Source organism: Sphingomonas sp. CCH10-B3, from assembly GCF_001556185.1.
In the GTDB taxonomy this organism is placed as follows: domain Bacteria; phylum Pseudomonadota; class Alphaproteobacteria; order Sphingomonadales; family Sphingomonadaceae; genus Sphingomonas; species Sphingomonas aquatica.
On record NZ_LSIJ01000085.1, the window covers coordinates 12,962 to 37,832 of the forward strand.

The following is a 24,871-nucleotide window of genomic DNA, read 5'->3' on the forward strand; positions in this document are numbered from 1 at the left end:
TACCCATGAAAAAGACAGTATGTATCGCTATGGCCGTGCTGGCTATGGCTGGCGGCGGGGTCGCCTATGCAGTTAGTGGCACGGCGCAAGATCGCCCCGCGGCTACCGCAACCGCTCAGAAGCAAACCACCTTTGCCATAGAGAACATGACCTGCGCCACCTGCCCGATCACCGTGAAGAAGGCGATGGAAGGCGTCGCCGGGGTAACGGCGGTCACGGTCGATTTCGCAGCCAAGACCGCGCGCGCAACCTATAACCCGCGCCGCACCAATGCTGCTGCGATTGCCGCTGCATCAACCAACGCGGGTTATCCGGCGCGCGCTATTCAAAACTGAGCGGGGCGCCGCCAGCGCCTCAAGAAAGCGATAAGCAATGAACGACTGTTGCAACCGCCCCGGGCAGGAAGGATTTGACGTGGCCGTCATCGGCGCGGGTTCTGCCGGGTTCTCCGCCGCGATCGCCGCTGCCGATCTGGGCGCGAAAGTGGCGCTCGTCGGTCACGGCACGATTGGCGGCACCTGTGTCAATGTTGGCTGCGTTCCTTCCAAGACGCTGATCCGCGCCGCCGAAGCGGTGCATGGTGGGCTTGCCGCCGCGCGCTTTCCCGGCCTTGGGGGCGCTGTCCAGATGGATGACTGGTCCGTATTGGCGGCGTCGAAGGACGATCTTGTCACGACGCTGCGCCAAAAAAAATATGTCGATCTGCTGCCCGCCTATGACGGTGTGAGCTATATCGAGGGCAAGGCACGCTTTGCCGATGGTGCGCTGATTGTCGGCGATGCGCCCATGAAGGTCGGCAAGGTCATATTGGCGATGGGTGCGCACGCCGCCGTGCCGCCGATTCCGGGGATGGACAGCGTGCCCTACCTAACCAGCACATCGGCGCTGGCGCTGGATCGCTTGCCCAAATCGCTGCTGGTGATCGGTGGCGGGGTGATCGGGGTAGAACTGGGACAGATGTTTTCGCGTCTGGGCGTTGATGTCACCATCTGCTGCCGAAGCCGCCTGCTCCCCGAAATGGACCCGGAAGTGAGTGCCGCGCTGAAAAACTATTTGGAAGCCGAGGGCGTGCGGGTTTGCGCAGGTGTCGGCTATCAGCGTATCGCCCAAACACAGAGCGGGGTCGAATTGACCTGCGAAGGGCATTGTGACACCGTCGCGGCGGAACAGGTGCTCATCGCCACCGGACGCCGACCCAATAGCGACGGGCTTGGGCTGGAGGAGCGCGGCATAGTGCTTGCCCGTAATGGTGGAATCGTCGTCGATGACCACCTCGAAACGTCGGTTCCAGGCATTTACGCGGCGGGCGATGTAACGGGACGGGACCAGTTCGTCTACATGGCCGCCTATGGCGCAAAACTGGCCGCGCGCAACGCGGTGACGGGCAACCAATACCGCTACGACAATTCCTCCATGCCATCCGTCGTCTTCACCGACCCGCAAGTCGCCAGCGCCGGCCTCACTGAAACGACAGCACGGGCGCAAGGCCTGGACATCAAGGTTTCGCTGCTCCCGCTCGATGCTGTGCCAAGGGCACTGGCAGCACGCGATACGCGGGGTCTCATCAAAATGATTGCCGACAAGGCGAACGACCGTTTGCTGGGCGGCCAGATCATGGCACCCGAAGGCGCGGATTCGATCCAGACACTGGTGCTGGCGATCAAACACGGCATGACCACCCTGGAATTGGGTGCAACGATATTTCCTTACCTGACCACTGTGGAAGGCCTCAAACTGGCGGCCCAAACGTTTGATAAGGATGTCGCCAAACTGTCTTGCTGCGCCGGGTGATTGCTCGGGGATCAACCGGCAACGAATGGCCTCCCTCCAGTGCAAGCCGCTTTGGTGTCAATTTTGTTATTCGCCTCAGCGGGAGAGCAAAATGGCACGACGCCGACTTCTGACCGGAGACGAGCGCCGGCGCCTGTTCGATCCTCCTGTCCAAGAAACCGCGATCATTGGGCATTATACCCTTTCTGCGGAAGATGTTGAATTGGTTGGGCGCCGCTATGGTCCAGCAAATCGCCTCGGTCTGGCTGCACAAATCGCTTTGATGCGACATCCCGGCTTTGGTCTGCAACCCGAGATCGGGCTTCCCGACGTCATTCTTCAGTACCTCGCGGCACAGTTATTCGTCGATCCTTCCTCCTTCTCTGCATATGGTCAGCGCGCGCAAACCCGTACCGATCATGCCGATCTCGTGGCGCGTTATCTTGGCATACGCCCGTTTCGACGCGGCGACCTGGCACTTGCCCTGAATCTTGCCGCGCAAGCCGCCGAGTATACAGACAGAGGTGAACCGATTGTTCGCGCCCTCATGGTTGGCCTGAAGGGTGAGCGGTTCATTCTTCCGTCAGGCGACACACTGGAACGCGCCGGTCTTGCTGGCCGGGCACGCGCACGCAAAGCTGCCGCAGCCGCAATCGTCGAAGGCCTCAGCTCTGCTGAACTGACACGGCTAGACGAACTCGTAATCAACAACCCGGATTTCGGCATGACACCGCTGGCGTGGTTGCGTAATTTCGAAGAAGCCCCGACTGCGGCCAATATCAATGGCTTGCTTGAGCGCCTGCGCTATGTTCGCGGCATAGGTATCCACCCGGTAGTTGGGGGCGCCATTCCGGAATTCCGCTTTGCCCAATTTGTCCGCGAGGGCGGCGTGGCACCGGCATTCCTGCTTTCGGATTACAGCGTCAATCGCAGGCGGGCGACGTTGACGGCCGCAGTGATCGACCTTGAGGCCAGACTTGCCGATGCCGCGATCCAAATGTTTGACCGACTTATCGGCGGCATGTTCACGCGCGCGCGGCGTGGGCGCGAGCGTCGCTACCAAGATAGTATTCAGTCGGTGGGGCAACTCATGCGGCTGTTTGGCGCCACGATTACAGCACTTGATGAGGCTGTCCAGAATGGCGGCGATCCGCTCGAATTGATTGACGAAGCGGTGGGCTGGCACCGGCTTGTTGCGGCAAAGGCCCAAGTAGATGCCCTTGCTGATCTTGCCGGCGAGGACGCACTGGTAACGGCAACCGAGCGTTACGCCACGCTACGGCGTTTCAGCCCGGCATTTCTGGACGCCTTCACCTTCAAGGCGTCTGGAACAGGGACGGCACTGATCAAAGCCATCGATGTCATTCGCGATGCGAACACACGAAAGTCGCGCGACCTTCCCGATGGCGTTCCACTGCCATTCCCCAATCGGCAGTGGAAGCGTCTCATCACCGAAAGCGGCCGTATCGACCGCCGACGTTATGAAATTGCGATCATGGCAACCTTGCGTGATCGTTTGCGCGCCGGTGATGTATGGATCGAGGGAACCCGCAACTATCAGCGCTTCGATGCCTATTTGCTGGGTCGGCGCGACGCCGCCAAAGTGGCGGATGTGCTTCCGTTCGATTCAAATGCTGCATCCTACCTCGCTGACCGGGCACGAAATCTTGACTGGCGGCTGCGCCGATTTGCCAAGCAGTTGAAAACAAACAAGCTTGAGGGAGTGTCGCTCGAACGAGACCGGCTCAAGCTTCAGCAAATGCCGCCTGTCACCCCACCGGAAGCTGAAGCCCTCGATCGCAAGCTCGATACCCTGCTTCCCCGCGTGCGCATCACCGAGCTGCTGCTTGAAGTCGCCGAACGCACTGGTTTTTTGAACGCATTCCGTGACCTGCGCTCAGGCAAGGAGCACGACAACCCCAGCACGGTACTCGCCGCAATTCTGGCTGATGGCACCAACCTCGGGCTGGAGCGGATGGCCAATGCCAGCGAAGGCGTCAGCTATGCCCAACTCGCATGGACCCACAACTGGTATCTTTCACCCGAGAACTATCAGGCCGCGCTGGCCATGATCATCTCAGCCCATCACGAATTACCATTCGCGCGGCATTGGGGCGCTGGCACCAGTTCGTCGTCCGATGGCCAGTTCTTCCGGTCGGGGCGGAGCCGTTCAGGGGCGGCGGACGTCAATGCCAAATATGGCGCCGAACCTGGCGTGAAAATCTATTCTCACCTTTCCGATCACTTCGCATCATTCGGATCACGGATCATGTCCGCGACGGCAGGTGAAGCGCCTTACGTGCTCGACGGGCTTGTCCTGGGCGCCGGCAACCTTCCGTTGCATGAGCACTATACCGATACCGGCGGCGCCACCGATCATGTTTTCGCACTCTGCCACCTACTCGGGTTCCGCTTCGCGCCCCGGCTGCGCGATATTGGCGACCGCAAGCTGGGTTCGATCGCTGCGCCATCGACATACAAGGGCATCGAAAATCTGATGGGCCGCACCATCAAAACGGCAGCGATCGAGGCCGATTGGGATGACATCGTCAGGATTGTCGCCTCAATCAAGGATGGCACGGTGGCGCCGTCAGTAATCTTGCGAAAACTTGCCGCCTACAAACGCCAGAACAGGCTGGATTTTGCATTGGCTGAACTGGGCCGTATCGAGCGCACTTTGTTCACGCTCGATTGGCTTGAACAACCGGAACTGCGACGTGCCTGTCAGGCCGGTCTCAACAAAGGCGAGGCGAGGCACACGCTTGCCGCCGCCATCTATACCAACCGGCAGGGTCGGTTCACCGATCGCTCGCTGGAAAATCAGGAATTTCGCGCATCTGGGCTGAACCTGCTGATTGCGGCGATTTCCTACTGGAACACGGTCTATCTCGACCGGGCCGCCCAGCACCTCAACGCTGTCGGCACGACGTTCGATGCGGCACTGCTTGCGCACCTTTCTCCGATGGGCTGGGCGCACATCAGTCTGACCGGCGATTACCTCTGGGAGCAGGCCAGGCGACTTCCAGCAGGTGAATTCCACCCACTCAACGAGCCAATGGCGCGGTTGAAGCGTGTAGCGTAGCCCATGTTCCGCTTATGTCCGAGAAATCGTTGTCTGGCGAACAAACCTTGAGGTGACGCCTTCATAGTGCATGATCCTCTAGGGTAGTCAGTCGACGCGCGCGGCGTCGGCGAGACTCAACCGCGAGGCGGACGCAGAAGCTTAGATGGGTCGATCCCGCTGGGGAGCGATGGAGTTAATATCGACCACACGCGAGCGGCGACGATGGCCGCAACCGGCGCAGCCCTCGCGCCATCGAAAGCAACCCAGTGGCCTGCGGCGTGGGCAAGAAGGTGAGCTGGCCCGTCGCCGTCGGCCTGCTTTGCCGGAGCCTGATCGTCATGATCGATCATAACCGCATGGTCGTGATCGTCATCAGAATGGGTATCGACCATGGCGACTTGAACCGGGCCGTGATCGTGAACCATGGCGCTATGCCATCCCGATACTGCGACAAGCCCGAGGACAGCGGCCAGCGCCAACACGACTCCTAGGATCGCAACAGAGGAACGCTGCACCGCCATCATTTGCAGCGTAAGCCGACGCAAAAAACGGGGCAAGGAAATCACTTGCCGGTCAATTCGAGCGTTCACGCTATTTCAGCCTGCTCGACATTATACCAGCGCCTTGGCGGCGAGACACGACATCAGGACGTGCCCCCCTTTGCGGAACGGTCGGTCAGCTTTGCCAAGCGGTGTGGCAGGTCGCTCATGACGCGGCGTGCATCACCAGGTCGCAGGTTACGCCAACGCCGGACCTCGTCGCGCGTGCGGCCACACCCCCGGCACCATCCGGTGCGGGCATCGAAACCACATAGATCGACGCAAGGCGATCGCATCAGATCGCGCCGATCCGACTGAGGCCTTGCAAGCCGGAATAGGCCATGTAGCCCGCGATCACGAGCATCAGGCCCGCCGACGCATAAGGCGCCTTGCGCGCGAAGTCGCCGAACCCTGACCAGCGCTTGCGGATGTGCGTGACGCTGAGCGATGCGATGACGCCGGCGCTGACCATCGTCACGGCAAGGCCGACGCTGAACGCGCTCACCAGCACGACACCGAGCGCGAGACGCTTGAGCTGGAGGCAGAGCAGGAGGACGGTGACGGCTGCGGGGCAGGGGATCAGCCCGCCCGTCAGGCCGAACAGCGCGATCTGGCCGGTCGTTACCTGACGATCGGCGAACCGGCGGCTGATATCGGCGGCGTGGGCGCGCTCATGCGCGTTCATGTAGGCATCGTCGCCCGTGACCTTCAGTCCATCATGCCCGTGGCCGTGATCGTGCCCGTGTTCGGCGAATGTGAGGTCGTAGTCATGGCTGTGGCCGCCGTGGCCCAGCGAGACGCGCGCGTTGAAGGCGTGCGGTTCCGGGATCTCCTCGACGCTTTCGATGTAATCGCCCCGATCGACGAAGCGGAATGTCTGCGAACGGCCTTCGCCGCGATCCGTTGTGAGGATAACATCCGCCGCTTTCCAGCCACCCTTGGCAAAGCTCGCCCGCCAGCGCGGCGGCACGCCATCCTCGAAAATCTCCAGACGCATCATGCCGTGGCCGGTGTCGATCGTGCGGATCTCGTCCTCGCCGTGATGGTGGTGGTGATCGTGCGCGGCTTCGGCCTTCTGATCGGCACGCGTGCGCCAAATCATCCATAGACCGATGCCAAGAACGATGACGGCCGAGCCGAGCAGGAGGTAAGGCTCGGTCGTTTCGGTGTTGATGCCGCGCCCGAGATATTGCCCGCCAAGCGCGATGCCCCACACGATCGCGGTGTGCGAAAGCGCCGCGCACAGGCCGAGCAGGACGGCTTGGCCAACAGTGCCACGCACTGCGATAATAAACGCAGCCATCATGGTCTTGGAATGGCCGGGCTCCAGCCCGTGCAGCGCACCGAGCAGCAGCGCGGTCGGGATGAACAGCCAGAGATTGGAGCTGCCCTGTTGAACGAGTTCGGCGAAAGAGGTCATGGTGCGTCCCGGCAAGCCCGGCGGTCGCGACCGATCGGACGTGAAGTTCGGGCAGGTCCATATCCCCCCATGGGGATAGAGTCTATCCCCCCGGGGGGTTGCTCGACAAAGTTCGTCCGTTTGTCTTATAGGGTGACATGGCCCATTACGATCATTCCAATCATCCCGCGATCATCAAGCGGCTCAACCGTGCGACCGGGCACCTGAAAAGCATCGTCGGGATGATCGAAGAGCAACGGCCGTGCGTCGATATCGCGCAGCAGCTTCAGGCGGTGGAGAACGCGATCGCCAGCGCCAAGCGCGCGCTCATCAACGATCATATCGATCACTGCTTGGTTCACGCCGAAGAGGGCGAGGGGACAAAGGTGGCGGTGGAGCAGTTCCGGGCGATATCCAAATACTGGTGATCGCCTAATCGGACAGGGTTGATCGGATTCGGCTTGTACATATGCCCCCCAGGGGATACGGGCGTCTCACTCTTGGGGAGTAGCTACCCGCTGTTGCGGGGCCATCGTCAACATCCTTGAACCTTCCGGTTCGTGGCGATGGCAGCAGATTTTGATCTGCCCGGCGAGACCAACGATGCGCTACCTCTCTCGTGGCCGGAGGTGGATTGCGTCGTTCGGTTGACGGCCCTTGGACGTATATCAATGACGGGTTTGCTAACGCTCGGCGCTCTTGGCGCCAGCTTGTCGGTCGACGCCTTCGCTGCGGCGGTGGGGAAGGGTGCGACCAATCAGCGCAATCGTTGGCGCGATGCCTTACGTGTCGGCGCCGTGTTCGGCTTCTTCGAGGCGATCACGCCGGCGATTGGCTGGGCGATCGGCCTGGCGCTGAGCACTTGGATCGCGGCAGTCGATCATTGGATAGCCTTCTTCCTGCTTTTCGGCGTCGGCGGGCATATGATCCATGCAGCGACGAAAAGCGACGTGGACGCGGGTCAGCGCGCTCAGACCGGCGTGTGGCGACTGGTCGTTACCGCGCTCGCCACCAGCATCGATGCAACGGCGGTGGGTGTCAGTCTCGCGGTCATGCAGGTCAATATCCTGACCGCGTGCCTCATCATTGGCGGGATCACCACGGTCGTCGCCACGATCGGCGTCATGCTCGGCAAGCACGCGGGACGGTATATCGGCCGCTATGCAGAGATGCTGGGCGGGCTGACGCTCATCCTCATCGGCGGCACGATCCTCTACCAGCACCTCACCGCCTGACCTCAAACCAGCGCGCCGCTTGCTCGCTTGGCGGGGAAGCGGCGCGCGATTTCGCAGCTAGTCCGCGATAAAGCTGCCGCGTCCTCCCCGGAACGCGCCGACGACATTGCCACGATCCCAATGGCCGGACAGGATGCCGCGCCGGGGGATGCTTCCGACCGGCTTGCGGCGCGCGGCGAGTAGCCGCGCGCGGCGTGTATCGCGATCGATGGGCAAGCCCGTCATGATGTCGATGGCGGTGCGCAGCGGGGTCATGCGGGCCGCCACTGCTCGACCAGCGCCGCCATCGCGTCGCGGTAGCCCCAAGCATCGGGATAGACGGACGGCTCGGCCGCCAGATGCGCCATGACGATGAGCATGTCTTCCGAGATGCCGGGATCGCAATTGCAGAGGTGAAGGACCGGAAAATGGCCCCATGCACTGCCGTCCCACCATGCCAACAGGAAGTCGGCCGCACGCGAGGCTTGGCCGGTATCGGACCCGGCGACGACGATCAGGCGGGCAATGGCCTCGCCAACGTCCTCGAAGCTGACAGCCCGGATTGCGGGGCGGCGTTGGGGTGGGCTCATGACTATTCGCTTCTGCTCCTTCAAGCGTGGAAGGGGACGGGGACCAACAGCGCATCATCGATCGGCTCGACGTCGCGCAGCTCCACCATCACGATCTTCTCTACCCGCTCGGCGCCGGTCGGATCGAGATAAACATAGGTGTGGCCTGCAAACACCGGGCTGCACAAGCGCCAGATCACGCCTTTCCGACCGATGCGGCGTTCCGCGCGCCCGTCATAGGATGCGAAAGCGCCCGCAATCCGGACCCGCTGCGCGATCCGCAGCCAATTGGCTGCGCCGTCGATGACGACGGCCAGTTCCTCCGGCGAAAGAGCCGGTCGGCCGATGCCGAACGTCGCTTGGGGATCGCGCGCGATCCGGGACAGCTTCTCCTCGACCGGTTCCGGTTTCCAGTCGCTGACTGGCCCGGGGGCGGCCTTGTACATATGCGTTACCGGCTTCCCGCCGAACAGGTCGGGTTGTACGCCGACAAGGCGGCGGTGGAACATCGCCTTGTGATAGTCGCGCCGCCATTGCGCTTCGGGGGTCAGCGGCTTCGCATTTGGGCCATCGCGCATGATCGCGACCAGCTCGTTAAACTCCTCCTCGCTCACCGTGGCGACGCTCGGGTCAAAGACAATGCGCGCCGCCACGCCCCGGCCCCCGTCGGGGCCGGGATCGTCGGCGGCGGTCACGCCGCCGCCTCCAGTTCGGGCGCTGTCTCGACCGCCATGCGGCTCAACAGCCAGTCGGACGCGTCCTGCGCGAGCCGTGCGGCGGTGAAGATGCACTTCTTGTCGTTGCGGAGCGCTTGAAGCCAGTTCGCCAGATAGGCGGCGTGGTCCTCGCGATCGTGGAGCTTGATGCCGATGGTGGCGCTGACGAACGCGGCCCCAAGCTCGGCGACCAGTTCCTCGCGAGCATAGTCCTCGCGCTTCGTGGAAATGAGGGAGGGGCGGGCAAGGCGGTCAACGTGCCCCGTCGCATGGCAAAGCTCGTGCGCTAGGGTCGAATAATAGTCGTCGCTGGTGTGGAAGTCGGCAAACTGCGGCATGACGACATGATCGCCGCTCGGCTGATAATAGGGCTGGGAACCGAAGTGCTTGAGGGTGACGGGCACGCGGGCAAAGAGCGTGTCCAGTTCGGCGTCGCGCTGGTCGGGATTGGTCGCGGTGATGACGGGCAAGGGGGCAGGATATTTCGCCTCGATGCCGTCGATCTGCTCGGCATTGAAGACGGTGTAGCGCTTGAGGAACGCCACCTGACGCTTGCCATCCTCGCCTCGCTCTGCGCCCTCCTGTGCCTTGCTGTCGGCGTTCACCTCGATCTTGTTGGCATAGACGACGGTTGAGCCCTTCTCGCCCTTGCGGACGCAGCCGCCGAGCGCGAGCGCCTGCTTGAAGGTCAGCCAATGCGGGGAAGCATAGCCCTTCGTCATGGCGGCAACCCAAAGGGTCAGGACGTTGATGCCGCGATAGGGAACCCCCGTCGAGCGCAGCGGGATGGTGGGTGCGGTGCTGCCGTTCCACGATTTCGACCAAGGCCGGGTGCCCGCCTCGATCATGGCGATCATCTGATCGGTGATTTCCTGATAGATGTCGGCCCGGTTGTCGGTGATCCGTCCCATGATTGTCTTCCTTTCCTCTGAGGCTGAAAGCCGGTCGCAACAGCAACCGGCTCTGCCTTTCCGGCGAGGAACGGGATGGGGAGGGAGGGCGAGAATCTACCGCTGGCGCGGGCGAGCCGCCCTAGCGTGGCCGACGCCCTGCAGGGCGTCGAGTGCCACGCTTGGCGGATTACACGGGCGGTCGATTGTCGTTCGGGAACGAAAGGGCAGCCGCCCTTGGTGTTCCCCGGCGCTGGATGGCCTCCGGGGGAGGGCAGCGGCGCGAACGGGCTTACGCCGCGCCCTAGGCGCTTCGATCAGGTGTGCCACGTGGCACACCTTTCACGCGAGGATCGTCACCCAATAGGGCCGAGACGGCGGTACGGCGGCTTGGTCGGCGCAGAGAGCGAAAGGAGCGGTGCTTGCAGGGTCGCACCCGGCTTCACGCTGATCCTAGACGTTAGCGTTCTGTAGCAACCCTGTTGAATAGAGCGCCATCTATAAGCTGGATCTCTGCCGTTTTGAGGGGCCGCACACCCTCTTTGGTGAGAACCCATGTCATGTCGTTGGATTGCCCCAGCGTGATACCTGACACCTGCTTTCCTTCGAGATGGTAAATCCACACCTCCCCTCGGGTGATGTTACCTATGCGGTCTTTCGCTCGGATCGTACCTGCAACATGGCCAGCGGCGACCACAATGAGGATGACAATGGTCCCGCACCCCACCCGAGCCATAAACAATGTCAGAGGATCAAAAAACGGCGGCCTATGCGATGCAGCCCTGGCGCGGTCGAAGAGCTTGCCGGCAATCAAAGTAAGCGCCGTCACGATCAGCAGCGGCAGGATCGCTGTAAGCCACGCGCCGGTTGTGGTGATAATGGCACCGAGGCCCTCCACCGCAACTGCAATGTTCGAACCGCCAAGATTGGTCGGATCGATGGCAAAACGGCCGAAATAGGCCTGTCTGTAGGTCCACCCGGCAAAATAGATGGCCGCTAATATGGTGGCGATCACGAAGGCGGAGTCAAACGCCTTGGTGACGAGTTCACGCGGTGAGGAAGATGTTCCAGGGCCTGCGGGCATTTGTCCTCCTTACGGGAATGGCTTTGCGAAGCGGCGTATAGATCCCACGTACACGGGTGGCTGGATCGTCGAGCTGACGAACGCGGCCCCAGCTCGGGAACCAGTTCCTTGCTGGCGTAGCTGTGCCACGTGGCACACCCCTCTTCATCGCTGGAACGATGCGTCCGACCCGGCCGAGTGATATGCCGGCGGATTGACCCGCCGGAGTCAGGCCGGCGTGTCGTCGTTGCCCGGTGCAGGCTGTGCGAGACCTGTATCGACGACGGCGGGTAGGGCTTCCACCGTTTCGACCTCGGTAGCGGCCGTTTGCAGGCGGATCGAGCTTCGCACCGATGCCGCGTCGAGCCGGTCCTGAAAGTAGGTCTGCGACCAAGCCATGTCAGCCCATTCGTCGGGGCGCGCCTGATAGGCGCCGACGCGGCCGACCAGACCACATAGCCAGTCGGCGCACTGGCATGTCTGGTAGCGTTCGCTCTCGACTTGGAAGGGCGGCTCGATGATGCGACGCCGGGGGGAGGGGCCACCATACATGGCTTGGCTCGCGCGAGTCAGGATGGCGTCGCGATCCTGATGCTCGTCCATGACGATGACCATATCGGCGTCGTTCTGATCGGCATATTGGTTGAGGCGCTTCATCGCCTCGCCCAGGACCGTGAGGTAAAGCGCCTGCGCCTTAAACTCCGCGACGGGGCGGTTCTTCTCGAGGCCAACGTAGAAGACATGCCCGCCGCTTGCGCGGATCTTGTTGAGGATGCGATTGGCCGCCGTGCGAACCTGCCGGTATTTCTCGACGTTCATGCTGGTGAAGAGGGCCGAGCCCTTCTTCTCCCATGTCGCGGGATGCTGGCCGCTTTGCCCGATCTCCCAAGCCAGCATGTTGCATTTGAGCTGGTAGAACCAGGTCGAGAATTGCCGCACGGATGAGTAGGGGAGGATCATGCCCCCGAGCCCGAAAACGGGACTGTCATTGTAGGCGGGATCGTCGCGCGCGACATACGGGCCGATGTGGCCAAACTCGTCGAGATAAGCGAAATACAGCATGCAGGTCCCCAGAATCGCGAAAGCCCACGCTAAGCGTGGGCCTCGGAATTGGGGCAGCCCGTGAGCCGCGTCCGTCAACAGATATGAGCGATGAGCCTGGTGTTGTCAAGAACGGACGCTGATTACTCCCCTGAGCGAAAGGCGTCCTCAATGATGGGCAGGTATCGCTCCACCTGCTCCTTGTCGCTCTCCTGCTCATCGGCGGGAAGATCGGCATAGTCGGTCGCAATCTGCTTTTCCCAGCGTTCGACAAGATCGGCGGGGATCAGCAACGAGCCGTCCTCCTGTTTGGTCGCCTTGCCGTGCATGTAGCGCTGCCAATGCGACCAGCGCTCATGTTCGATCGCGGCGAGGCGTTCGACCAAGGTCTTACGGGCGTCAGCGGCGAGAGGCTTTGCCATGTTAGATCAGCCCGCTTTCCACCAGACTTCGATAATGCTCGCCCAATACAGTCAGCTCGCAGGCTTTGCTGCCCATCGCTGCGTGCCACATATGCGGTGCATCGACGGGGCGCACGAGGTTGACCCTCACATACCGTTGGAGCACCGCGAATATCGCGGTTTTCTCCGGGTCCGGCGGTGGAATGGAGGGGTCGTTCTTCTGCTCCTCCGACCGCTCGGGCTCAAATGCCGGATCGAGAGGGAATTGGTAAGTGGCGGTCGGAAAATGCTTCGCCAGCGCCTGAAGATCGGTCAGCGCGATCGGGGGTGCCGCCTTGCGCAGCGACACGAAGGTTTTGACATTCGTCTTGAACACCGGGCGCTGCTTCCACGGCCCAAGCGACTGGTCGATATGAGCATAGACGCTGCCCGGCGTGACGTCGCCCAGCAGGTTGGCGGCGGCGCCGCCGAGCGCGTCGACGAACAGGCTGGTGAACACGCCGGCACCGCCCCCTTCGACCTCCATCGCATATTGCTCGGCGGTGGACGCTGTGAGGATGGTCATGCCGTCGCGGATTTCCGCAGCGGGATGGGTGGGACGTTCCCCGGCAGCGCCACTATGGCAGCTATCGAGGATGATGATCTTGTTCTTCGCCCCGGAATTGGCAGCGAGCGTCATGATGTCTGAAAGCGGCAGGCCATCGTCGCCGCTGCGGCTGTCGCTGGTGCAGAGGTAGCCGCCGGTGTCCTCGATGAAGCCATGCCCGGCGAAGTAGAACAGGGCGATGTCCGCGTCGTCGGCATAGAGTTCGCGGACAGCCGCCTTCAGCTCCTCGCGATCGACCAGATCGCCGGGACCGGTGCCGGTCAGGAGCTTAGGTGTAGCGAAGTTGACGGTGCCGTCGGCGTGGCGCTCGAGCATGGCCTTCACCGAGTGCGCGTCGTTCACGCACCCGCTGAGGTTCCCGATTTTCTCGTAATGGTCGATACCGACGATCAGGGCCTTGCGCACCGTCGCCTCCGGCTCAGAGTGAATCGATGAAGTTGGTGATGTTGGCGTCGCTCCAGGCAACGGTGCTGACGCCCGCGATCGAGGCGCGATCATCCTTATAGGCGTAGATGCCTTGGATCGGCTTGCCCTCTTCCTGGGCGCACTGGATTTCCCACTTCTGGCCCGTCGAGGCTGCCGAGTTCTTGCTGACCAGAACGATCACACCATGCGAGCGCTTGATCCGCGTGCGGACACGATCCTTCCAGTCTTTGTCGTATGGCTCCTTCACCGACATATCGATAAACTCGAATGGCTGCCGCGGATGGAGCGACTGCCCTTTGAGGAAGTCACGCTGCCGTTCATCCTCGATGGCGAACGCGATGAAGAGCACTTTCTTATCAGCCATTTCCAACATCCTCCATTATGGTTCTATTTCGATAATGAATCAGCGAACGCCCGACGACTTTAAGCATGAGCTGCAAGCTCTGGATACCGCCCATGCTCAAAACGAAGCTGCACGCGACAGCTTTGTTGCACTTGCACACACGGCGCTATTTGCCGCTTCTGTGTCATTTGTAGGAAGCGCGGTTCCGCTTGCCAAGGCGGTGTGGCCGTATGCCTTGGTTGCCGGATGGGCGATCGATGTTTTGGGGCTTCTTGCCCTGACGGTGAGCTTCGCGACGGCGCGTAAGGCGGTCGATGCGCGGCGAGCTGCCCTCTACGACGATATCCCGCCGGTAGCGGCTTGGTCCGAACGTCTCAACGGGTTCGCGCTATGGTCATTTCCCGCCGCTCTTCTATGTTTGTTCTCTTTTGTCACAGCGAACGTGGTCAGTATCAATGAGCGAGAAGCCAGCCCCTCCGCCAGCACCGCCGCCATCCCGATCGGGCGGATCGAGGGGGATAGCGCCGCCGCCACGCGCGCCGTTGCCGCCGGGGGGCGTGTCGCAGCCTCAAACGGGCGTTGTTCCGGCGCCACGGGCTCCGGTCGCCCCACCACCGCCGCCGCCGCCTCCGGCGCCTGCCAAGAAGTAGGTTGCGGCGCACCGCGCAGATAGGTGTGCCACGTGGCACACCTCATCGTCGTGTAAGGCGATCCAGTTCGGCGTGGGTTCGGGCGGTGCGCGCTGCGCCACGATTGGCCGATAGGGCGCATAGCGCGGCAAAGGCGACGAGGCCGCATCCGATCAGCGTGAAGGTGCGCGCGTCCCCGTCATCGCCCGACAGGAAGACCGCTCCCAAGCCGATGACGAGCAGGATCAGGCTGAAGCAGATCTCCGTCGCGACGCTGGCGAGCGGGGTGGGAAGGTCGCGCAAGCGGATGCCCCGCGTCTGATTATGCCAGTCGCGGACCAGCATGGGGCAGTCCGGAATGGGCTCGCATACGGCACGAACGCGGTCGCCGACGGCCAAGGCGATATAGTCGCTCGCGCACAGCTTGAGCGTGTGGCCGTTGACCTCGAACAGCATCGCGAACTCGCGGGAGGTATTCACGAAGGTATGCGTCTCCGCGCGGGTCAGGCCGGTCCGGTGGATCGTATCACCGGGATGCGAAATGGGCACGGCGGGGTCTGCGCGGTGGGTCGTGTGTTGGGTCACGCTTACGTCGGTCGTGTCGTGAAAACCGATGATATACGAGACCGGCCCTTCGATGGCGACGAACCGTTGCTGCTTCCTCATAGCCAACGTCCTTGCAAGGCTGCGTCAAACTCGACGGCCAGCGTGACGGCGCCGGCGACCAGCGCGGCGAGCGCGAACAGCGCGAGCCGCGCCCGGATGCCGGGGCGCAAGTCGTGCGTGATGGCGATGGCGGCCCCGATCGCCACCCCGAGGATCAGCGCTGGCCCCAGCTCGTAGAGGACCAGGCCGGGAAGGCGGTTGGGGAGCAGGTAGGGGAAAGCACGGATGAGGCGACCGGCCAGGACGGCGCCGACGACAAGGGACAGCGCCATGCCCCAACGGCCGATCAGGACGGCGGCGGGAGAACCGCGCTCAAGCATTGGAGCGGTTCCCCGCATGAGCAACGCCTGCCCGCGAGGGCGGCCCTTTGTGGCCTAGTCTGATCGTCACCCGCACGGGCGGAAACCCGGCGACGGGGTTCCGCGGAGCGGCGTGGCACACGCCAGCGCAGTAGAGCACGGGCCGGCGGCAGGCCTCGCTTACTGCTTGATCGTCCCTAGGGTCAGGACCCATTGATGTGGGAGGCGCGATCTGATTCAGGCTCCGTGAGGAGAGAGTGGATGAGCGACCTGTACTGGCTGACGGATGAGCAGATGGCGCGTCTGCAACCGTTCTTTCCCAAGAGCCATGGCAAGCCTCGGGTCGATGATCGGCGGGTGCTCAGCGGCATCATTTTCGTCAATCGCAACGGGCTACGCTGGTGTGATGCACCGAAGGACTATGGGCCGCACAAGACGCTCTACAATCGCTGGAAGCGGTGGAGCGAGAGGGGTATTTTCCTGCGAATGATGGAAGGTCTCGCGGCAGCGGAGGCCGTGCCGAAGACCGTCATGATCGACGCGACCTACCTGAAGGCACACCGCACGGCATCGAGTCTGCGGGTAAAAAAGGGGATCTCGGCCGTCTGATCGGCCGCACGAAAGGCGGCATGAACACCAAACTGCACGCCGTCAGCGATGCGGACGGGCGGCCCTTGAGCTTCTTCATGACCGCCGGGCAGGTCAGCGACTACACCGGCGCGGCAGCCTTGCTCGACGATCTGCCGAAAGCACAGTGGCTGCTTGGCGACCGTGGTTATGATGCCGATTGGTTCAGAGACGCCCTGGAAGCCAAAGGCATCCAGCCCTGCATCCCGGGCCGCAGATCGCGCAACGAGCCGGTCAGATACGACAAGCGCCGCTACCGGCGCCGCAGCCGCATCGAGATCATGTTCGGCCGTCTGAAGGATTGGCGCCGCGTCGCAACTCGCTACGACCGCTGCCCAACCGTCTTCTTCTCTGCCGTCGCCCTCGCGGCCACCGTCATCTTCTGGCTATGACCAATGAGTCCTGACCCTAAGACGGGTCAGGCGATCCGCATGGGATCGGCGTCGGAGAACGGCACGGAGGTCGTCGTCGGCACCGCGGTGATGCGGATCGGACAGAACAGCCGCAACGTCGCGACCGCGGTCGCCGATCGGTTGAAGTCGATCAACGCCTCGCTGCCACCCGACGTAGTGGTGCAGCCGGTCCTCGATCGCACAGCCCTGGTCAATTCCACCATCAAGACGGTGGCGAAGAATCTCGGCGAAGGCGCACTGCTCGTCATCGTCGTGCTGTTCCTGTTGCTCGGCAACTTCCGCGCCGCGCTGATCGCCGCGGCGGTCATCCCGGTCACGATGATGCTGACCGGGTTCGGAATGTTACGGCTGGGGGTTTCGGCGAACCTCATGTCGCTCGGCGCGCTGGACTTCGGGCTGATCGTCGATGGTGCCGTCATCATCGTCGAGAATGCGTTGCGGCGTCTCGCCGAGCAACAGCATCACGAAGGTCGCCTGCTGAGCGTCAAGGAGCGGTTGGAGGCGGTCGCGACCGCGGCGCGCGAGATGATCCGTCCGTCCGTGTACGGGCAGGCAATCATCATCCTCGTCTATGTGCCCTTGCTGACGCTGACCGGCGTCGAGGGCAAGACGTTCGTGCCGATGGCGCTCACCGTCATCATCGCGCTGCTGTTCGCGTTCGTCCTGTCGCTGACCTTCGTGCCTGCGGCGATCGCCATCTGGCTGTCGCGGAGGGTGAACGAGGAGGACGGGCGGATCATCTCGTGGCTGAAGCAGCGCTACGAACCGGGCCTTGAGAAGGCGATGAAGCGACCGTCGATCACCATCGGCGCCGGCGTCGTCAGCCTCGTCGCCGCGGCGCTTGCCTTCACGACGCTGGGACAGGTGTTCCTCCCCCAGCTCGACGAGGGCGACCTGCTCATCCAGGCGCTGCGCATTCCGGCGACATCGGTGCAGCAGAGCCAGGCGATGCAGGTGCCGATCGAGCGCATGGTCTCGAAGCAACCCGAGGTGCGGTTCGTCTTCTCCAAGACGGGCACGGCCGAGCTGGCTTCGGACCCGATGCCGCCCAACGCGACCGACATGTTCGTCATCCTGAAGCCGCATGCGGAATGGCCCGACCCCAAACTGGAGAAGGCCGCGCTGGTCGAGCGGCTGGAGACGAAGCTCGCGCAGTTCCCGGGCAACGCCTATGAGATCACGCAGCCAATCCAGATGCGGTTCAACGAGCTGATCGCCGGCGTGCGCGGCGACATCGCGGTGAAGGTGTTCGGCGACGACTTCGCCTCCATGAACCGCACCGCCGAACAGATCGCCGGCATCCTTCGCCGGACGCAAGGAGCGGCTGACGTGAAGGTCGAACAGACGACGGGACTTCCCATGCTCGACATTCGCGTCAACCGCGACGCGATGGCACGGGTCGGCGTCACCGCGCAGGATGTGCAGGACACCATCACCGCCACGCTCGGCGGTCGCGAGTCCGGCATGATCTTCGAGGGAGACCGGCGCTTTCCGGTGGTCATCCGCCTGTCGGACGCCGAGCGCGCCGACCTGGGGCTGCTCGAACAGGTGCAGGTGCCGGTCGCCGGCGGTGGCTATGTGCCGCTGTCCAGCGTCGCCGATATCGGCGTCGTCGACGGGCCGAACCAGATCAGCCGCGAGAACGGCAAGCGCCGCGTCGTCGTCCAGGCGAACGTCCGCGGACGCGACGTCGGCAGCGTGGTCGCGGATGCGCAGGCGGCGGTCGCCGGCGTGCGCCTGCCGGCGGGCAGCTATCTCGAATGGGGCGGCCAGTTCGAGAATCTCGAATCCGCCAGCCAGCGGCTCAAACTCGTGGTGCCGGCGTGCTTCGTGCTGATCCTGCTGCTCCTATACGGGGCCTTGGGATCGGTACGCGATGCGGCGATCGTCTTCACCGGCGTGCCCTTCGCGCTGGTGGGAGGCGTGCTGCTGCTGTTCGTTCGCGGCATGGACTTCTCGATCTCGGCCGCGGTGGGATTCATCGCATTGTCGGGTATCGCGGTCCTCAACGGCCTCGTCATGGTTAGTTCGGTGCAGGAGCTGATCCGGTCGGGCATGGACCGGGCCGAAGCGGCGCGGACGGGCGCGCTCCAGCGATTGCGCCCGGTCGTCATGACCGCGCTGGTCGCCAGTCTCGGCTTCGTACCGATGGCATTCGCCAGCGGAGCCGGCGCGGAAGTGCAGAAGCCGCTCGCGACCGTCGTCATCGGCGGCCTGATCTCGGCGACGCTGCTGACGCTGTTCGTGCTGCCGACGCTTTACGCCCGGTTCGGGCAGCAAGCGGTCAAGGTCGACGACGCGGATAGGGCGGACGACGGCGCGCCGCTGCCGCAACCCGCATGATCGCGTCTGGCAGGGGGGACTGACGATGGCGGCGCTCAAGTTCGCACTGATCCCCATGATCGCGATCATGATCGGCGCGCTTCTCGCCGGGTGGCGCACACCCGGCGAGAGGCTGGTCGCCGCCATGCAGCACCTTGCAGCCGGCGTCGTATTTGCCGCGGCGGCGACCGAAATCCTGCCGCTGGTGATGCACGGGGGATCGCCGGCTGCGACGCTGATCGGCGGTGCGATCGGCGTCGCGGTAATGCTGGGCCTCAAGGCGGCGGAAGGCCGGTTTGACGGCCCCGTGGCGCTGCTCGCCGCGATCGGGCTCGATCTTGCTATTGACGGCCTGGTTCTGGGTCTGGCCTTCATCGCCGGCGAGAAGGCGGGCACGTTGCTGGCGGTCGCGCTGACGCTCGAAGTGCTGTTCCTGGCCCTGACGCTCACCAATGATCTGACGAGCCGGTATCGCAAGATGAAGGCGATCGGCCTAACCTGCGCGCTTGCGCTGCTGGTGCCGATCGGCGCACTCGTCGTGCAGCCCGTGGCGCTGCTGTCGCCGGTGTGGATCACGGGATTCCTGAGTTTCGGCCTGATGGCGCTGCTCTACCTCGTCACCGAGGAGCTGCTGGTCGAGGCGCACGAGAAACCGGACTCTCCGCTCATCAGCGCGATGTTCTTCGTCGGCTTTCTCGCACTGCTGCTCATCGAGGAGATCGCGATGTGACCGGCCTGACCTTGAGCGGTGTCGATGTGCGCCGCGATCCATCCCGTAAGGAGAAGAAAATGTCGATCACCACGGCGCGATGGTCCTTTCTGGCCGCTGCGATTGCCCTGTCTGCGTGTTCCGGCGGCAAGCCGGCGGGCCAGTTCGGATCGAACGAGTCCGGTGCGACCGATGCCATCCACGGATCGAGCGCACGGCACGGCCGGCATGGCGATGCCGTCGACCGGCGATCCTGATACCGACTTCCTTCGGGGCATGATCCCGCACCATGAAGGTGCGGTCGATATGGCTCGCGCCGAGCTTGCCAACGGCACCGATCCGAAGGTGCGCGCGATGGCGGAGGAGGTGATCCGGACCCAACAGGCCGAAATCGTGAAGATGCAGGCCTGGCTCGCCGAACGGCAAGCCACAAAGAAGGGGACGCGATAATGGCACACGATCACGGCGAAGCCGGGCACAGCCACGACCATACGGCCGGCGCCAACGCCAAGATGCTCAGATGGGCGCTTGCCCTGACGGCGACCTATCTCGTGGCAGAGGTGGTCGGCGCCTTCGTGTTCAACAGCCTCGCGCTGCTGTCCGACGCAGCCCATATGATGACCGACGTCGCCGGTCTGGTCATCGCGTTGATGGCGATCCATCTCGGCAAGAAGGCTGCCGACGACAAGCGGACGTTCGGCTACAAACGACTGGAAATCCTCGCCGCGACCTTCAATGCGATCCTGCTGTTCGTCGTCGCCATGTATATCCTTTACGAGGCGATCCAGCGCTTCCGCGAGCCGCAGTCGATTCAGTCGACCGGCATGTTGATCGTCGCGGTCATTGGCCTCGTCGTGAACTTCGTATCGATGCGTCTGCTGACCGCCGGCAAGGACGAAAGCTTCAACGTCAAAGGCGCCTACCTGGAAGTATGGGCCGACATGATCGGCTCGGTCGGCGTCATCCTTGGTGCCCTCGCGATACGGTTCACGGGCTGGACGTGGGTCGATCCAGTCATCGCCATCGGCATCGGCCTGTGGGTGCTGCCGCGCACCTGGGTTCTGCTCAAGGGAACGATCAACGTGCTGCTGGAAGGTGTCCCCGGCGGGTTGAAGCTGCCGGAGATCCGTTCAACGATCGCCGCCATTCCGGGTGTCGCCGGCGTTCATGACCTGCACGTCTGGTCGATGGCTTCGGACGAGATCAATTGCACCGCCCATGTGACGCTCGGCGAGGGCGTCGATCCCGATAGCGTCAGGGTTGCAGTGACCAGAACACTCGACGAGAGGTTCGGGATCGAACATTCGACGATCCAGACCGAAGCGCCATCGCAAGCCTGTGAGGATGACCAGCACCTTCATCGCTAGCCATCTCGGCGATCGAAAGTCACAACCGGTATGCTCTATGTCGTCATCAAGGCAATGATCTCCGGTGCGATTATCGCGGCGGTTTCGGAGATCGCCAAGCGCAGTCCCGGCGTCGGCGCACTTGTCGCATCGTTGCCGTTAGTCTCTGTGCTGGGAATGATCTGGCTGTGGCGCGACACCCAAGATCGGGTGCTGATGGCGTCTCACGCCGGGGCGACTTTCTGGTTCGTGCTGCCATCGTTACCGATGTTCCTGCTGATCCCCGCGTTGCTCGGGCGCAACGTACCATTCTGGCTAGCGCTGGGCGCGGGGTGCCTCCTTACCATCCTGCTCTATCTCGGCCTGGTATGCCTTGGTCCACGCCTCGGCCTGCGGTTATAGGCCATCAGCGCAGGTCTCCCGCAATGTTGAGAGGCAACGCACACTAGACCAACGCCATATATCCGCTATGCTGGATATATGGAAAACGACTCGGCTATCACTGCGCTGGGCGCACTCGCACAGGGCACCCGCCTCGACGTGTTCCGCCTGCTGGTGCGGCACGAACCGGACGGCATGGCCGCAGGCGATATCGCCCGCCAGCTCGACGTGCCGCAGAACACCATGTCGGCGCATCTCGGAATCCTCGCCCGTGCGGGTCTGGTCCGCTCCGAACGGCATAGCCGCTCGATCATCTACCGTGCCGATCTGGACGGCCTGCGCGCGCTGACGCTGTTCCTCGTCAAGGATTGCTGCGCCGGCAATGCGGAGCTGTGCGCGCCGCTCGTCGCCGAACTCGCCCCCTGCTGCTGAAAGGACATCCCGTGGCCGTCGATATCGTCATCTATCACAACCCCGAGTGCGGCACGTCGCGCAACACGCTGGCGATGATCCGCAATGCCGGCATCGAGCCGCATGTGGTCGAATATCTGAAAACCCCACCCGCACGCGCGCTGCTAGTCGAGTTGATCGACCGCGCCGGCATGAGGCCGCGTGAGCTGCTGCGCGAGAAGGGGACGCCCTATGCCGATTTGGGCCTGGGCGACACGTCGCTGTCCGACGACGCGCTGGTGGATGCGATGATGGCGCATCCGATCCTCATCAACCGGCCGCTGGTTGTCTCGCCGCTCGGCGTGAAGCTCTGTCGGCCGTCCGATGCCGTGCTTGATCTGCTGCCAAGCGATCAGCTCGGCGCGTTCGCGAAGGAAGACGGGGAGAAGGTGGTCGATGCTTCGGGCCAGCGCGTCGCCTGATGCTCCTTGCCGTCCTGATCTTCGTCGCGACGATCGCGCTCGTCATCTGGCAACCCAAGGGACTCGGCATCGGGTGGAGCGCGATGGGCGGGGCCGTCGTGGCGCTGCTCGCGGGGGTGGTCACGCTGTCCGACGTGCCGGTGGTGTGGGGCATCGTCTGGAATGCGACCGCTGCGTTCGTCGCGATCATCGTCATCAGCCTGCTGCTCGATGAAGCCGGGTTCTTCGAATGGGCCGCGCTCCACGTCGCCCGCTGGGGCCGGGGGCATGGTCGTCGGCTGTTCGTCCTGATCGTGCTGCTCGGCGCGGCGGTATCCGCGCTGTTCGCCAACGACGGCGCGGCGCTGATCCTGACGCCGATCGTCATCGCCATGCTGCGGGCGCTCGGCTTCAAGGACAAGGCGACGCTGGCGTTCGTCATGGCCGCCGGGTTCATCGCCGACACCGCCAGCCTGCCGCTGGTCGTGTCGAACCTCGTCAACATCGTGTCGGCCGATTTCTTCAAGATCGGGTTCGGCGAATACGCGGCCGTGATGGTACCGGTCGACCTCGTGTCGATCGCCGCGACGCTGGGCGCGCTGCTGCTGTTCTTCCGGCGCGACATACCGACCGACTATGACGTGGGAGCGCTGCGCGCGCCGCGCGACGCGATCCGCGATGCCGCGACCTTCCGCGCCGGATGGATCGTTCTCGCGCTGCTGCTCGCCGGCTTCTTCCTGCTCGAACCGCTCGGCGTGCCGGTCAGCGCCGTGGCCGCTGCCGGCGCGATCCTGCTGCTGGTGATCGCGGGGCGGGGCCAGGTGATCTCAACGGCCAAGGTGCTGCGCGGCGCACCCTGGCAGGTCGTGATCTTCTCGCTCGGCATGTATCTCGTCGTCTACGGCCTGCGGAACGCCGGCCTGACCGATCATCTGGCGGCGCTGCTCGATCGCACGGCGCAAGGGGGCGTGTGGGGCGCGGCGCTGGGTACGGGCGTGATCGCGGCCGTCCTGTCGTCGGTGATGAACAACATGCCGACCGTGCTGGTAGGCGCGCTCTCGATCGACGCCACCCACGCCACGGGCGCGATCAGGGAAGCGATGATCTACGCCAACGTGATCGGCTGCGATCTCGGCCCCAAGCTGACGCCGATCGGTTCGCTCGCGACGCTGCTGTGGCTCCACGTCCTTGGACAGAAGGGCGTGCGGATCGGATGGGGCTATTACTTCCGTGTTGGCGTCACGCTCACCGTGCCGGTGTTGCTCATCACGCTCGCGGCGCTCGCGATCCGGATCAGCCTCGCGTGATGGGACTGACCATCACGACACTCGAACCCGCCGAGCTGGCCGGGTTGGCATGGTTCCTCAACGCTGCGAGCCTACCGAGCGCCGACCTCGCCGACCCTGGCCGCCTGTTCTTCCGGTTCGAGGCCGATAGCCTCGTCGGCTATGGCGGCCTGGAGGGGGAAGGGGCTGACCGCCTGCTCCGCTCGATCGTCATCCTTGCCGATCGCCGCGGGCATGGCCTGGGGCGGGCGTTGGTCGCCACCCTCGAACGACAGGCGCGCGACTTCGGGGTGCGTCGCCTCCATCTGCTGACGACGACGGCCGCGCCATTCTTCCGGGCGCTTGGCTATGCCGACGCAGATCGCGGCGCTGCTCCCCCGGCCGTCGCCGCATCGCGCGAGTTTACCGCGCTATGCCCGGCGTCGGCCGCCTATCTCGTGAAAGCTCTCTGATGCCGCTCCGCACGCTTGCCGATCCCGATACCCTGCCGGCACTCGATCCCGCCTATGCCATCCAGCGGCCGGCGCTGGGGCTTGGCCCGCTCGATTCCGCGCCGCGTATCCTTCTGCTCTATGGTTCGCTGCGCGAACGGTCCTTCTCCCGGCTGTGTGTCGAGGAAGCGGCGCGCCTGCTCCGGTTCTTCGGCTGCGAGACGCGCATCTTCGATCCATCGGCCCTGCCGCTGCCCGACCAACATGCCGGCGACGACCATCCGGCCGTCCATGAGCTGCGCGAGCTGTCTCTATGGTCGGAGGGTCAGGTGTGGTGCAGCCCGGAACGTCACGGGCAGATCACCGGCATCATGAAATTGCAGATCGACCATCTGCCGCTGTCGATGGGCGGGATGCGCCCGACGCAGGGGCGGACGCTCGCGGTCATGCAGGTGTCGGCCGGATCGCAGTCGTTCAACAGCGTCAACACGCTGCGCGTGCTGGGTCGCTGGATGCGGATGGTGACGATCCCGAACCAGTCGAGCGTCGCCAAGGCGTTCAATGAGTTCGATGACGACGGACGGATGAAGCCATCGAGCTACTATGACCGGATCGTCGATGTGATGGAGGAGCTGGTGCGGTTCACGGTGCTGCTGCGCGCGCATACTGTGCAACTGGTCGATCGCTATTCAGAGCGAAAGGAAGCCGGGGTGCCGATCAATACTGCGATGGACCTGTCCAGCATCGCGATTGCGCCGTAGGTCTCACAACTGAACTGCCTAAAAGAATTGACTATTTCCGATGCTTGCGAAGTGATGAAGCTCTCGCCGCGCTGGCTCACTCGACCCAGCTCGAAGCCAAGCGAGGCC

General features: G+C 63.5%; 31 protein-coding genes, 1 pseudogene and 1 riboswitch. Of the genes and pseudogenes, 19 read left to right on the forward strand and 13 right to left on the reverse strand.

Annotation, left to right across the window (positions count from 1 at the left end):
- Positions 1-5: 5 nt before the first annotated feature.
- The 4 genes from AX672_RS18305 to AX672_RS13740 all read left to right on the forward strand — a co-directional run bounded on the left by AX672_RS18305 (position 6) and on the right by AX672_RS13740 (position 5,325).
- A complete protein-coding gene (locus tag AX672_RS18305; RefSeq protein ID WP_004213249.1) occupies positions 6-335 on the forward strand; it encodes a heavy-metal-associated domain-containing protein in 330 nt (109 codons plus the stop codon).
- A 79-nt stretch (positions 336-414) separates the two neighbouring features.
- Positions 415-1,791, forward strand: coding sequence for a mercury(II) reductase (gene merA, locus AX672_RS13730; RefSeq protein WP_082730559.1), 1,377 nt, complete (start codon positions 415-417; stop codon positions 1,789-1,791).
- A 91-nt stretch (positions 1,792-1,882) separates the two neighbouring features.
- Positions 1,883-4,852, forward strand: coding sequence for a Tn3 family transposase (locus AX672_RS13735; RefSeq protein WP_014072601.1), 2,970 nt, complete (start codon positions 1,883-1,885; stop codon positions 4,850-4,852).
- Positions 4,853-5,112: 260 nt separating this feature from the next.
- Entirely contained in the window at positions 5,113-5,325 is a 213-nt protein-coding gene (locus AX672_RS13740; protein WP_043058994.1) for a hypothetical protein, read from the forward strand.
- Between the two features lie 152 nt (positions 5,326-5,477).
- Here the strand turns inward: AX672_RS13740 and AX672_RS18310 are convergent, their stop codons facing one another.
- Together AX672_RS18310 and AX672_RS13745 are read right to left on the reverse strand one after the other, a co-directional pair.
- Entirely contained in the window at positions 5,478-5,669 is a 192-nt protein-coding gene (locus tag AX672_RS18310; protein WP_037569978.1) for a DUF1289 domain-containing protein, read from the reverse strand.
- Positions 5,669-6,793 (reverse strand): nickel/cobalt efflux transporter, encoded by a 1,125-nt coding sequence (locus tag AX672_RS13745; RefSeq protein ID WP_007406849.1) that lies wholly within the window; start codon positions 6,791-6,793, stop codon positions 5,669-5,671. Before AX672_RS13745 ends, AX672_RS18310 begins: the two co-directional genes overlap by 1 nt.
- A gap of 137 nt (positions 6,794-6,930) precedes the next feature.
- Between AX672_RS13745 and AX672_RS13750 the strand changes: the two genes are divergently transcribed.
- Complete coding sequence (locus AX672_RS13750; RefSeq protein ID WP_007406864.1) at positions 6,931-7,200, forward strand: metal-sensing transcriptional repressor; 270 nt, start codon at positions 6,931-6,933, stop codon at positions 7,198-7,200.
- A gap of 68 nt (positions 7,201-7,268) precedes the next feature.
- Positions 7,269-7,439, forward strand: a riboswitch (yybP-ykoY riboswitch).
- A 4-nt stretch (positions 7,440-7,443) separates the two neighbouring features.
- Positions 7,444-8,007, forward strand: coding sequence for a manganese efflux pump MntP (locus tag AX672_RS13755; RefSeq protein ID WP_018251237.1), 564 nt, complete (start codon positions 7,444-7,446; stop codon positions 8,005-8,007).
- Between the two features lie 57 nt (positions 8,008-8,064).
- On the opposite strand, the gene AX672_RS13760 is transcribed toward AX672_RS13755, so the two are convergent.
- The 9 genes from AX672_RS13760 to AX672_RS13800 form a co-directional block, all read right to left on the reverse strand.
- Complete coding sequence (locus AX672_RS13760; RefSeq protein WP_018251238.1) at positions 8,065-8,262, reverse strand: hypothetical protein; 198 nt, start codon at positions 8,260-8,262, stop codon at positions 8,065-8,067.
- Positions 8,259-8,576: a DUF7673 family protein gene (locus AX672_RS13765; protein WP_018251239.1), complete on the reverse strand. Its 318-nt coding sequence runs from the start codon at positions 8,574-8,576 to the stop codon at positions 8,259-8,261. The genes AX672_RS13760 and AX672_RS13765 overlap by 4 nt, the downstream gene beginning before the upstream one ends.
- Positions 8,577-8,596: 20 nt before the next feature.
- The gene (locus AX672_RS13770) at positions 8,597-9,250 is read right to left on the reverse strand and encodes a hypothetical protein (protein ID WP_018251240.1); all 654 of its coding nucleotides are present in this window, start codon (positions 9,248-9,250) and stop codon (positions 8,597-8,599) included.
- Positions 9,247-10,182 (reverse strand): ArdC family protein, encoded by a 936-nt coding sequence (locus AX672_RS13775; RefSeq protein WP_042469543.1) that lies wholly within the window; start codon positions 10,180-10,182, stop codon positions 9,247-9,249. The genes AX672_RS13770 and AX672_RS13775 overlap by 4 nt, the downstream gene beginning before the upstream one ends.
- A gap of 439 nt (positions 10,183-10,621) precedes the next feature.
- Entirely contained in the window at positions 10,622-11,245 is a 624-nt protein-coding gene (locus AX672_RS13780; RefSeq protein WP_056432825.1) for a hypothetical protein, read from the reverse strand.
- Positions 11,246-11,452: 207 nt separating this feature from the next.
- A complete protein-coding gene (locus AX672_RS13785) occupies positions 11,453-12,286 on the reverse strand; it encodes a DUF3800 domain-containing protein (protein WP_018251243.1) in 834 nt (277 codons plus the stop codon).
- Between the two features lie 122 nt (positions 12,287-12,408).
- Positions 12,409-12,687 (reverse strand): hypothetical protein, encoded by a 279-nt coding sequence (locus tag AX672_RS13790; protein ID WP_018251244.1) that lies wholly within the window; start codon positions 12,685-12,687, stop codon positions 12,409-12,411.
- Position 12,688: 1 nt separating this feature from the next.
- Positions 12,689-13,678, reverse strand: a complete 990-nt coding sequence (locus AX672_RS13795; protein WP_018251245.1) for a caspase family protein — start codon at positions 13,676-13,678, stop codon at positions 12,689-12,691.
- A gap of 13 nt (positions 13,679-13,691) precedes the next feature.
- A complete protein-coding gene (locus AX672_RS13800; protein WP_018251246.1) occupies positions 13,692-14,063 on the reverse strand; it encodes a TIR domain-containing protein in 372 nt (123 codons plus the stop codon).
- Here AX672_RS13800 and AX672_RS13805 point away from each other — a divergent pair.
- Positions 14,038-14,715, forward strand: coding sequence for a hypothetical protein (locus AX672_RS13805; RefSeq protein ID WP_125972932.1), 678 nt, complete (start codon positions 14,038-14,040; stop codon positions 14,713-14,715). The two genes, AX672_RS13800 and AX672_RS13805, sit on opposite strands and share 26 nt — an antisense overlap.
- Positions 14,716-14,734: 19 nt before the next feature.
- Here the strand turns inward: AX672_RS13805 and AX672_RS13810 are convergent, their stop codons facing one another.
- Positions 14,735-15,337: a hypothetical protein gene (locus tag AX672_RS13810; protein WP_018251247.1), complete on the reverse strand. Its 603-nt coding sequence runs from the start codon at positions 15,335-15,337 to the stop codon at positions 14,735-14,737.
- Entirely contained in the window at positions 15,334-15,657 is a 324-nt protein-coding gene (locus AX672_RS13815) for a hypothetical protein (protein WP_170172305.1), read from the reverse strand. Before AX672_RS13815 ends, AX672_RS13810 begins: the two co-directional genes overlap by 4 nt.
- A gap of 240 nt (positions 15,658-15,897) precedes the next feature.
- On the opposite strand from AX672_RS13815, the gene AX672_RS18315 reads away from it, so the two are divergent.
- The 12 genes and pseudogenes from AX672_RS18315 (at position 15,898) to arsH (ending at position 24,763) form a co-directional block, all read left to right on the forward strand.
- A protein-coding gene (locus tag AX672_RS18315; RefSeq protein ID WP_096614366.1) for an IS5 family transposase occupies positions 15,898-16,655 on the forward strand; the annotation gives its coding sequence in 2 pieces (ribosomal slippage) (positions 15,898-16,219 and positions 16,219-16,655; 759 coding nt in all).
- A gap of 18 nt (positions 16,656-16,673) precedes the next feature.
- Positions 16,674-19,019 (forward strand): annotated as a pseudogene (locus AX672_RS13830) (efflux RND transporter permease subunit); the annotation flags it as partial.
- Positions 19,020-19,044: 25 nt separating this feature from the next.
- Entirely contained in the window at positions 19,045-19,728 is a 684-nt protein-coding gene (locus AX672_RS13835) for a ZIP family metal transporter (protein ID WP_018251250.1), read from the forward strand.
- A complete protein-coding gene (locus tag AX672_RS19115; RefSeq protein WP_018251251.1) occupies positions 19,725-19,964 on the forward strand; it encodes a hypothetical protein in 240 nt (79 codons plus the stop codon). The genes AX672_RS13835 and AX672_RS19115 overlap by 4 nt, the downstream gene beginning before the upstream one ends.
- Positions 19,900-20,157, forward strand: coding sequence for a CopM family metallochaperone (copM, locus tag AX672_RS19120; RefSeq protein WP_231376782.1), 258 nt, complete (start codon positions 19,900-19,902; stop codon positions 20,155-20,157). The genes AX672_RS19115 and copM overlap by 65 nt, the downstream gene beginning before the upstream one ends.
- Complete coding sequence (locus tag AX672_RS13850) at positions 20,157-21,074, forward strand: cation diffusion facilitator family transporter (RefSeq protein ID WP_018251253.1); 918 nt, start codon at positions 20,157-20,159, stop codon at positions 21,072-21,074. Before copM ends, AX672_RS13850 begins: the two co-directional genes overlap by 1 nt.
- A 30-nt stretch (positions 21,075-21,104) precedes the next feature.
- A complete protein-coding gene (locus AX672_RS13855) occupies positions 21,105-21,455 on the forward strand; it encodes a DUF3147 family protein (RefSeq protein ID WP_018251254.1) in 351 nt (116 codons plus the stop codon).
- A gap of 78 nt (positions 21,456-21,533) precedes the next feature.
- Positions 21,534-21,866, forward strand: coding sequence for an ArsR/SmtB family transcription factor (locus AX672_RS13860; RefSeq protein ID WP_018251255.1), 333 nt, complete (start codon positions 21,534-21,536; stop codon positions 21,864-21,866).
- Positions 21,867-21,877: 11 nt separating this feature from the next.
- The gene (arsC, locus tag AX672_RS13865; protein ID WP_018251256.1) at positions 21,878-22,306 is read left to right on the forward strand and encodes an arsenate reductase (glutaredoxin); all 429 of its coding nucleotides are present in this window, start codon (positions 21,878-21,880) and stop codon (positions 22,304-22,306) included.
- The gene (locus AX672_RS13870) at positions 22,306-23,592 is read left to right on the forward strand and encodes an arsenic transporter (protein ID WP_043061442.1); all 1,287 of its coding nucleotides are present in this window, start codon (positions 22,306-22,308) and stop codon (positions 23,590-23,592) included. The genes arsC and AX672_RS13870 overlap by 1 nt, the downstream gene beginning before the upstream one ends.
- Positions 23,592-24,023, forward strand: coding sequence for an arsenic resistance N-acetyltransferase ArsN2 (gene arsN2 / locus AX672_RS13875; RefSeq protein WP_018251258.1), 432 nt, complete (start codon positions 23,592-23,594; stop codon positions 24,021-24,023). Before AX672_RS13870 ends, arsN2 begins: the two co-directional genes overlap by 1 nt.
- Positions 24,023-24,763 (forward strand): arsenical resistance protein ArsH, encoded by a 741-nt coding sequence (gene arsH, locus AX672_RS13880; RefSeq protein ID WP_018251259.1) that lies wholly within the window; start codon positions 24,023-24,025, stop codon positions 24,761-24,763. The genes arsN2 and arsH overlap by 1 nt, the downstream gene beginning before the upstream one ends.
- Positions 24,764-24,871: the final 108 nt, after the last annotated feature.

Bases quoted from the DNA above. Each gene is read 5' to 3' on its own strand.
- AX672_RS13815 (WP_170172305.1), bottom strand. From the start codon at position 15,657: ATGCTTGAGCGCGGTTCTCCCGCCGCCGTCCTGATCGGCCGTTGGGGC.
- AX672_RS13805 (WP_125972932.1), top strand. From the start codon at position 14,038: ATGAAGAGCACTTTCTTATCAGCCATTTCCAACATCCTCCATTATGGT.
- AX672_RS13750 (WP_007406864.1), top strand. From the start codon at position 6,931: ATGGCCCATTACGATCATTCCAATCATCCCGCGATCATCAAGCGGCTC.
- AX672_RS13760 (WP_018251238.1), bottom strand. From the start codon at position 8,262: ATGACCCCGCTGCGCACCGCCATCGACATCATGACGGGCTTGCCCATC.
- AX672_RS13745 (WP_007406849.1), bottom strand. From the start codon at position 6,793: ATGACCTCTTTCGCCGAACTCGTTCAACAGGGCAGCTCCAATCTCTGG.
- AX672_RS18305 (WP_004213249.1), top strand. From the start codon at position 6: ATGAAAAAGACAGTATGTATCGCTATGGCCGTGCTGGCTATGGCTGGC.
- arsH (WP_018251259.1), top strand. From the start codon at position 24,023: ATGCCGCTCCGCACGCTTGCCGATCCCGATACCCTGCCGGCACTCGAT.
- AX672_RS13855 (WP_018251254.1), top strand. From the start codon at position 21,105: ATGCTCTATGTCGTCATCAAGGCAATGATCTCCGGTGCGATTATCGCG.
- copM (WP_231376782.1), top strand. From the start codon at position 19,900: ATGCCATCCACGGATCGAGCGCACGGCACGGCCGGCATGGCGATGCCG.
- AX672_RS13835 (WP_018251250.1), top strand. From the start codon at position 19,045: ATGGCGGCGCTCAAGTTCGCACTGATCCCCATGATCGCGATCATGATC.
- AX672_RS13735 (WP_014072601.1), top strand. From the start codon at position 1,883: ATGGCACGACGCCGACTTCTGACCGGAGACGAGCGCCGGCGCCTGTTC.
- arsN2 (WP_018251258.1), top strand. From the start codon at position 23,592: ATGGGACTGACCATCACGACACTCGAACCCGCCGAGCTGGCCGGGTTG.
- AX672_RS18310 (WP_037569978.1), bottom strand. From the start codon at position 5,669: ATGCGATCGCCTTGCGTCGATCTATGTGGTTTCGATGCCCGCACCGGA.
- AX672_RS13775 (WP_042469543.1), bottom strand. From the start codon at position 10,182: ATGGGACGGATCACCGACAACCGGGCCGACATCTATCAGGAAATCACC.
- AX672_RS13870 (WP_043061442.1), top strand. From the start codon at position 22,306: ATGCTCCTTGCCGTCCTGATCTTCGTCGCGACGATCGCGCTCGTCATC.
- AX672_RS13790 (WP_018251244.1), bottom strand. From the start codon at position 12,687: ATGGCAAAGCCTCTCGCCGCTGACGCCCGTAAGACCTTGGTCGAACGC.
- AX672_RS13810 (WP_018251247.1), bottom strand. From the start codon at position 15,337: ATGAGGAAGCAGCAACGGTTCGTCGCCATCGAAGGGCCGGTCTCGTAT.
- AX672_RS13860 (WP_018251255.1), top strand. From the start codon at position 21,534: ATGGAAAACGACTCGGCTATCACTGCGCTGGGCGCACTCGCACAGGGC.
- AX672_RS13800 (WP_018251246.1), bottom strand. From the start codon at position 14,063: ATGGCTGATAAGAAAGTGCTCTTCATCGCGTTCGCCATCGAGGATGAA.
- AX672_RS13785 (WP_018251243.1), bottom strand. From the start codon at position 12,286: ATGCTGTATTTCGCTTATCTCGACGAGTTTGGCCACATCGGCCCGTAT.
- AX672_RS13765 (WP_018251239.1), bottom strand. From the start codon at position 8,576: ATGAGCCCACCCCAACGCCGCCCCGCAATCCGGGCTGTCAGCTTCGAG.
- AX672_RS13780 (WP_056432825.1), bottom strand. From the start codon at position 11,245: ATGCCCGCAGGCCCTGGAACATCTTCCTCACCGCGTGAACTCGTCACC.
- AX672_RS13850 (WP_018251253.1), top strand. From the start codon at position 20,157: ATGGCACACGATCACGGCGAAGCCGGGCACAGCCACGACCATACGGCC.
- AX672_RS13755 (WP_018251237.1), top strand. From the start codon at position 7,444: ATGACGGGTTTGCTAACGCTCGGCGCTCTTGGCGCCAGCTTGTCGGTC.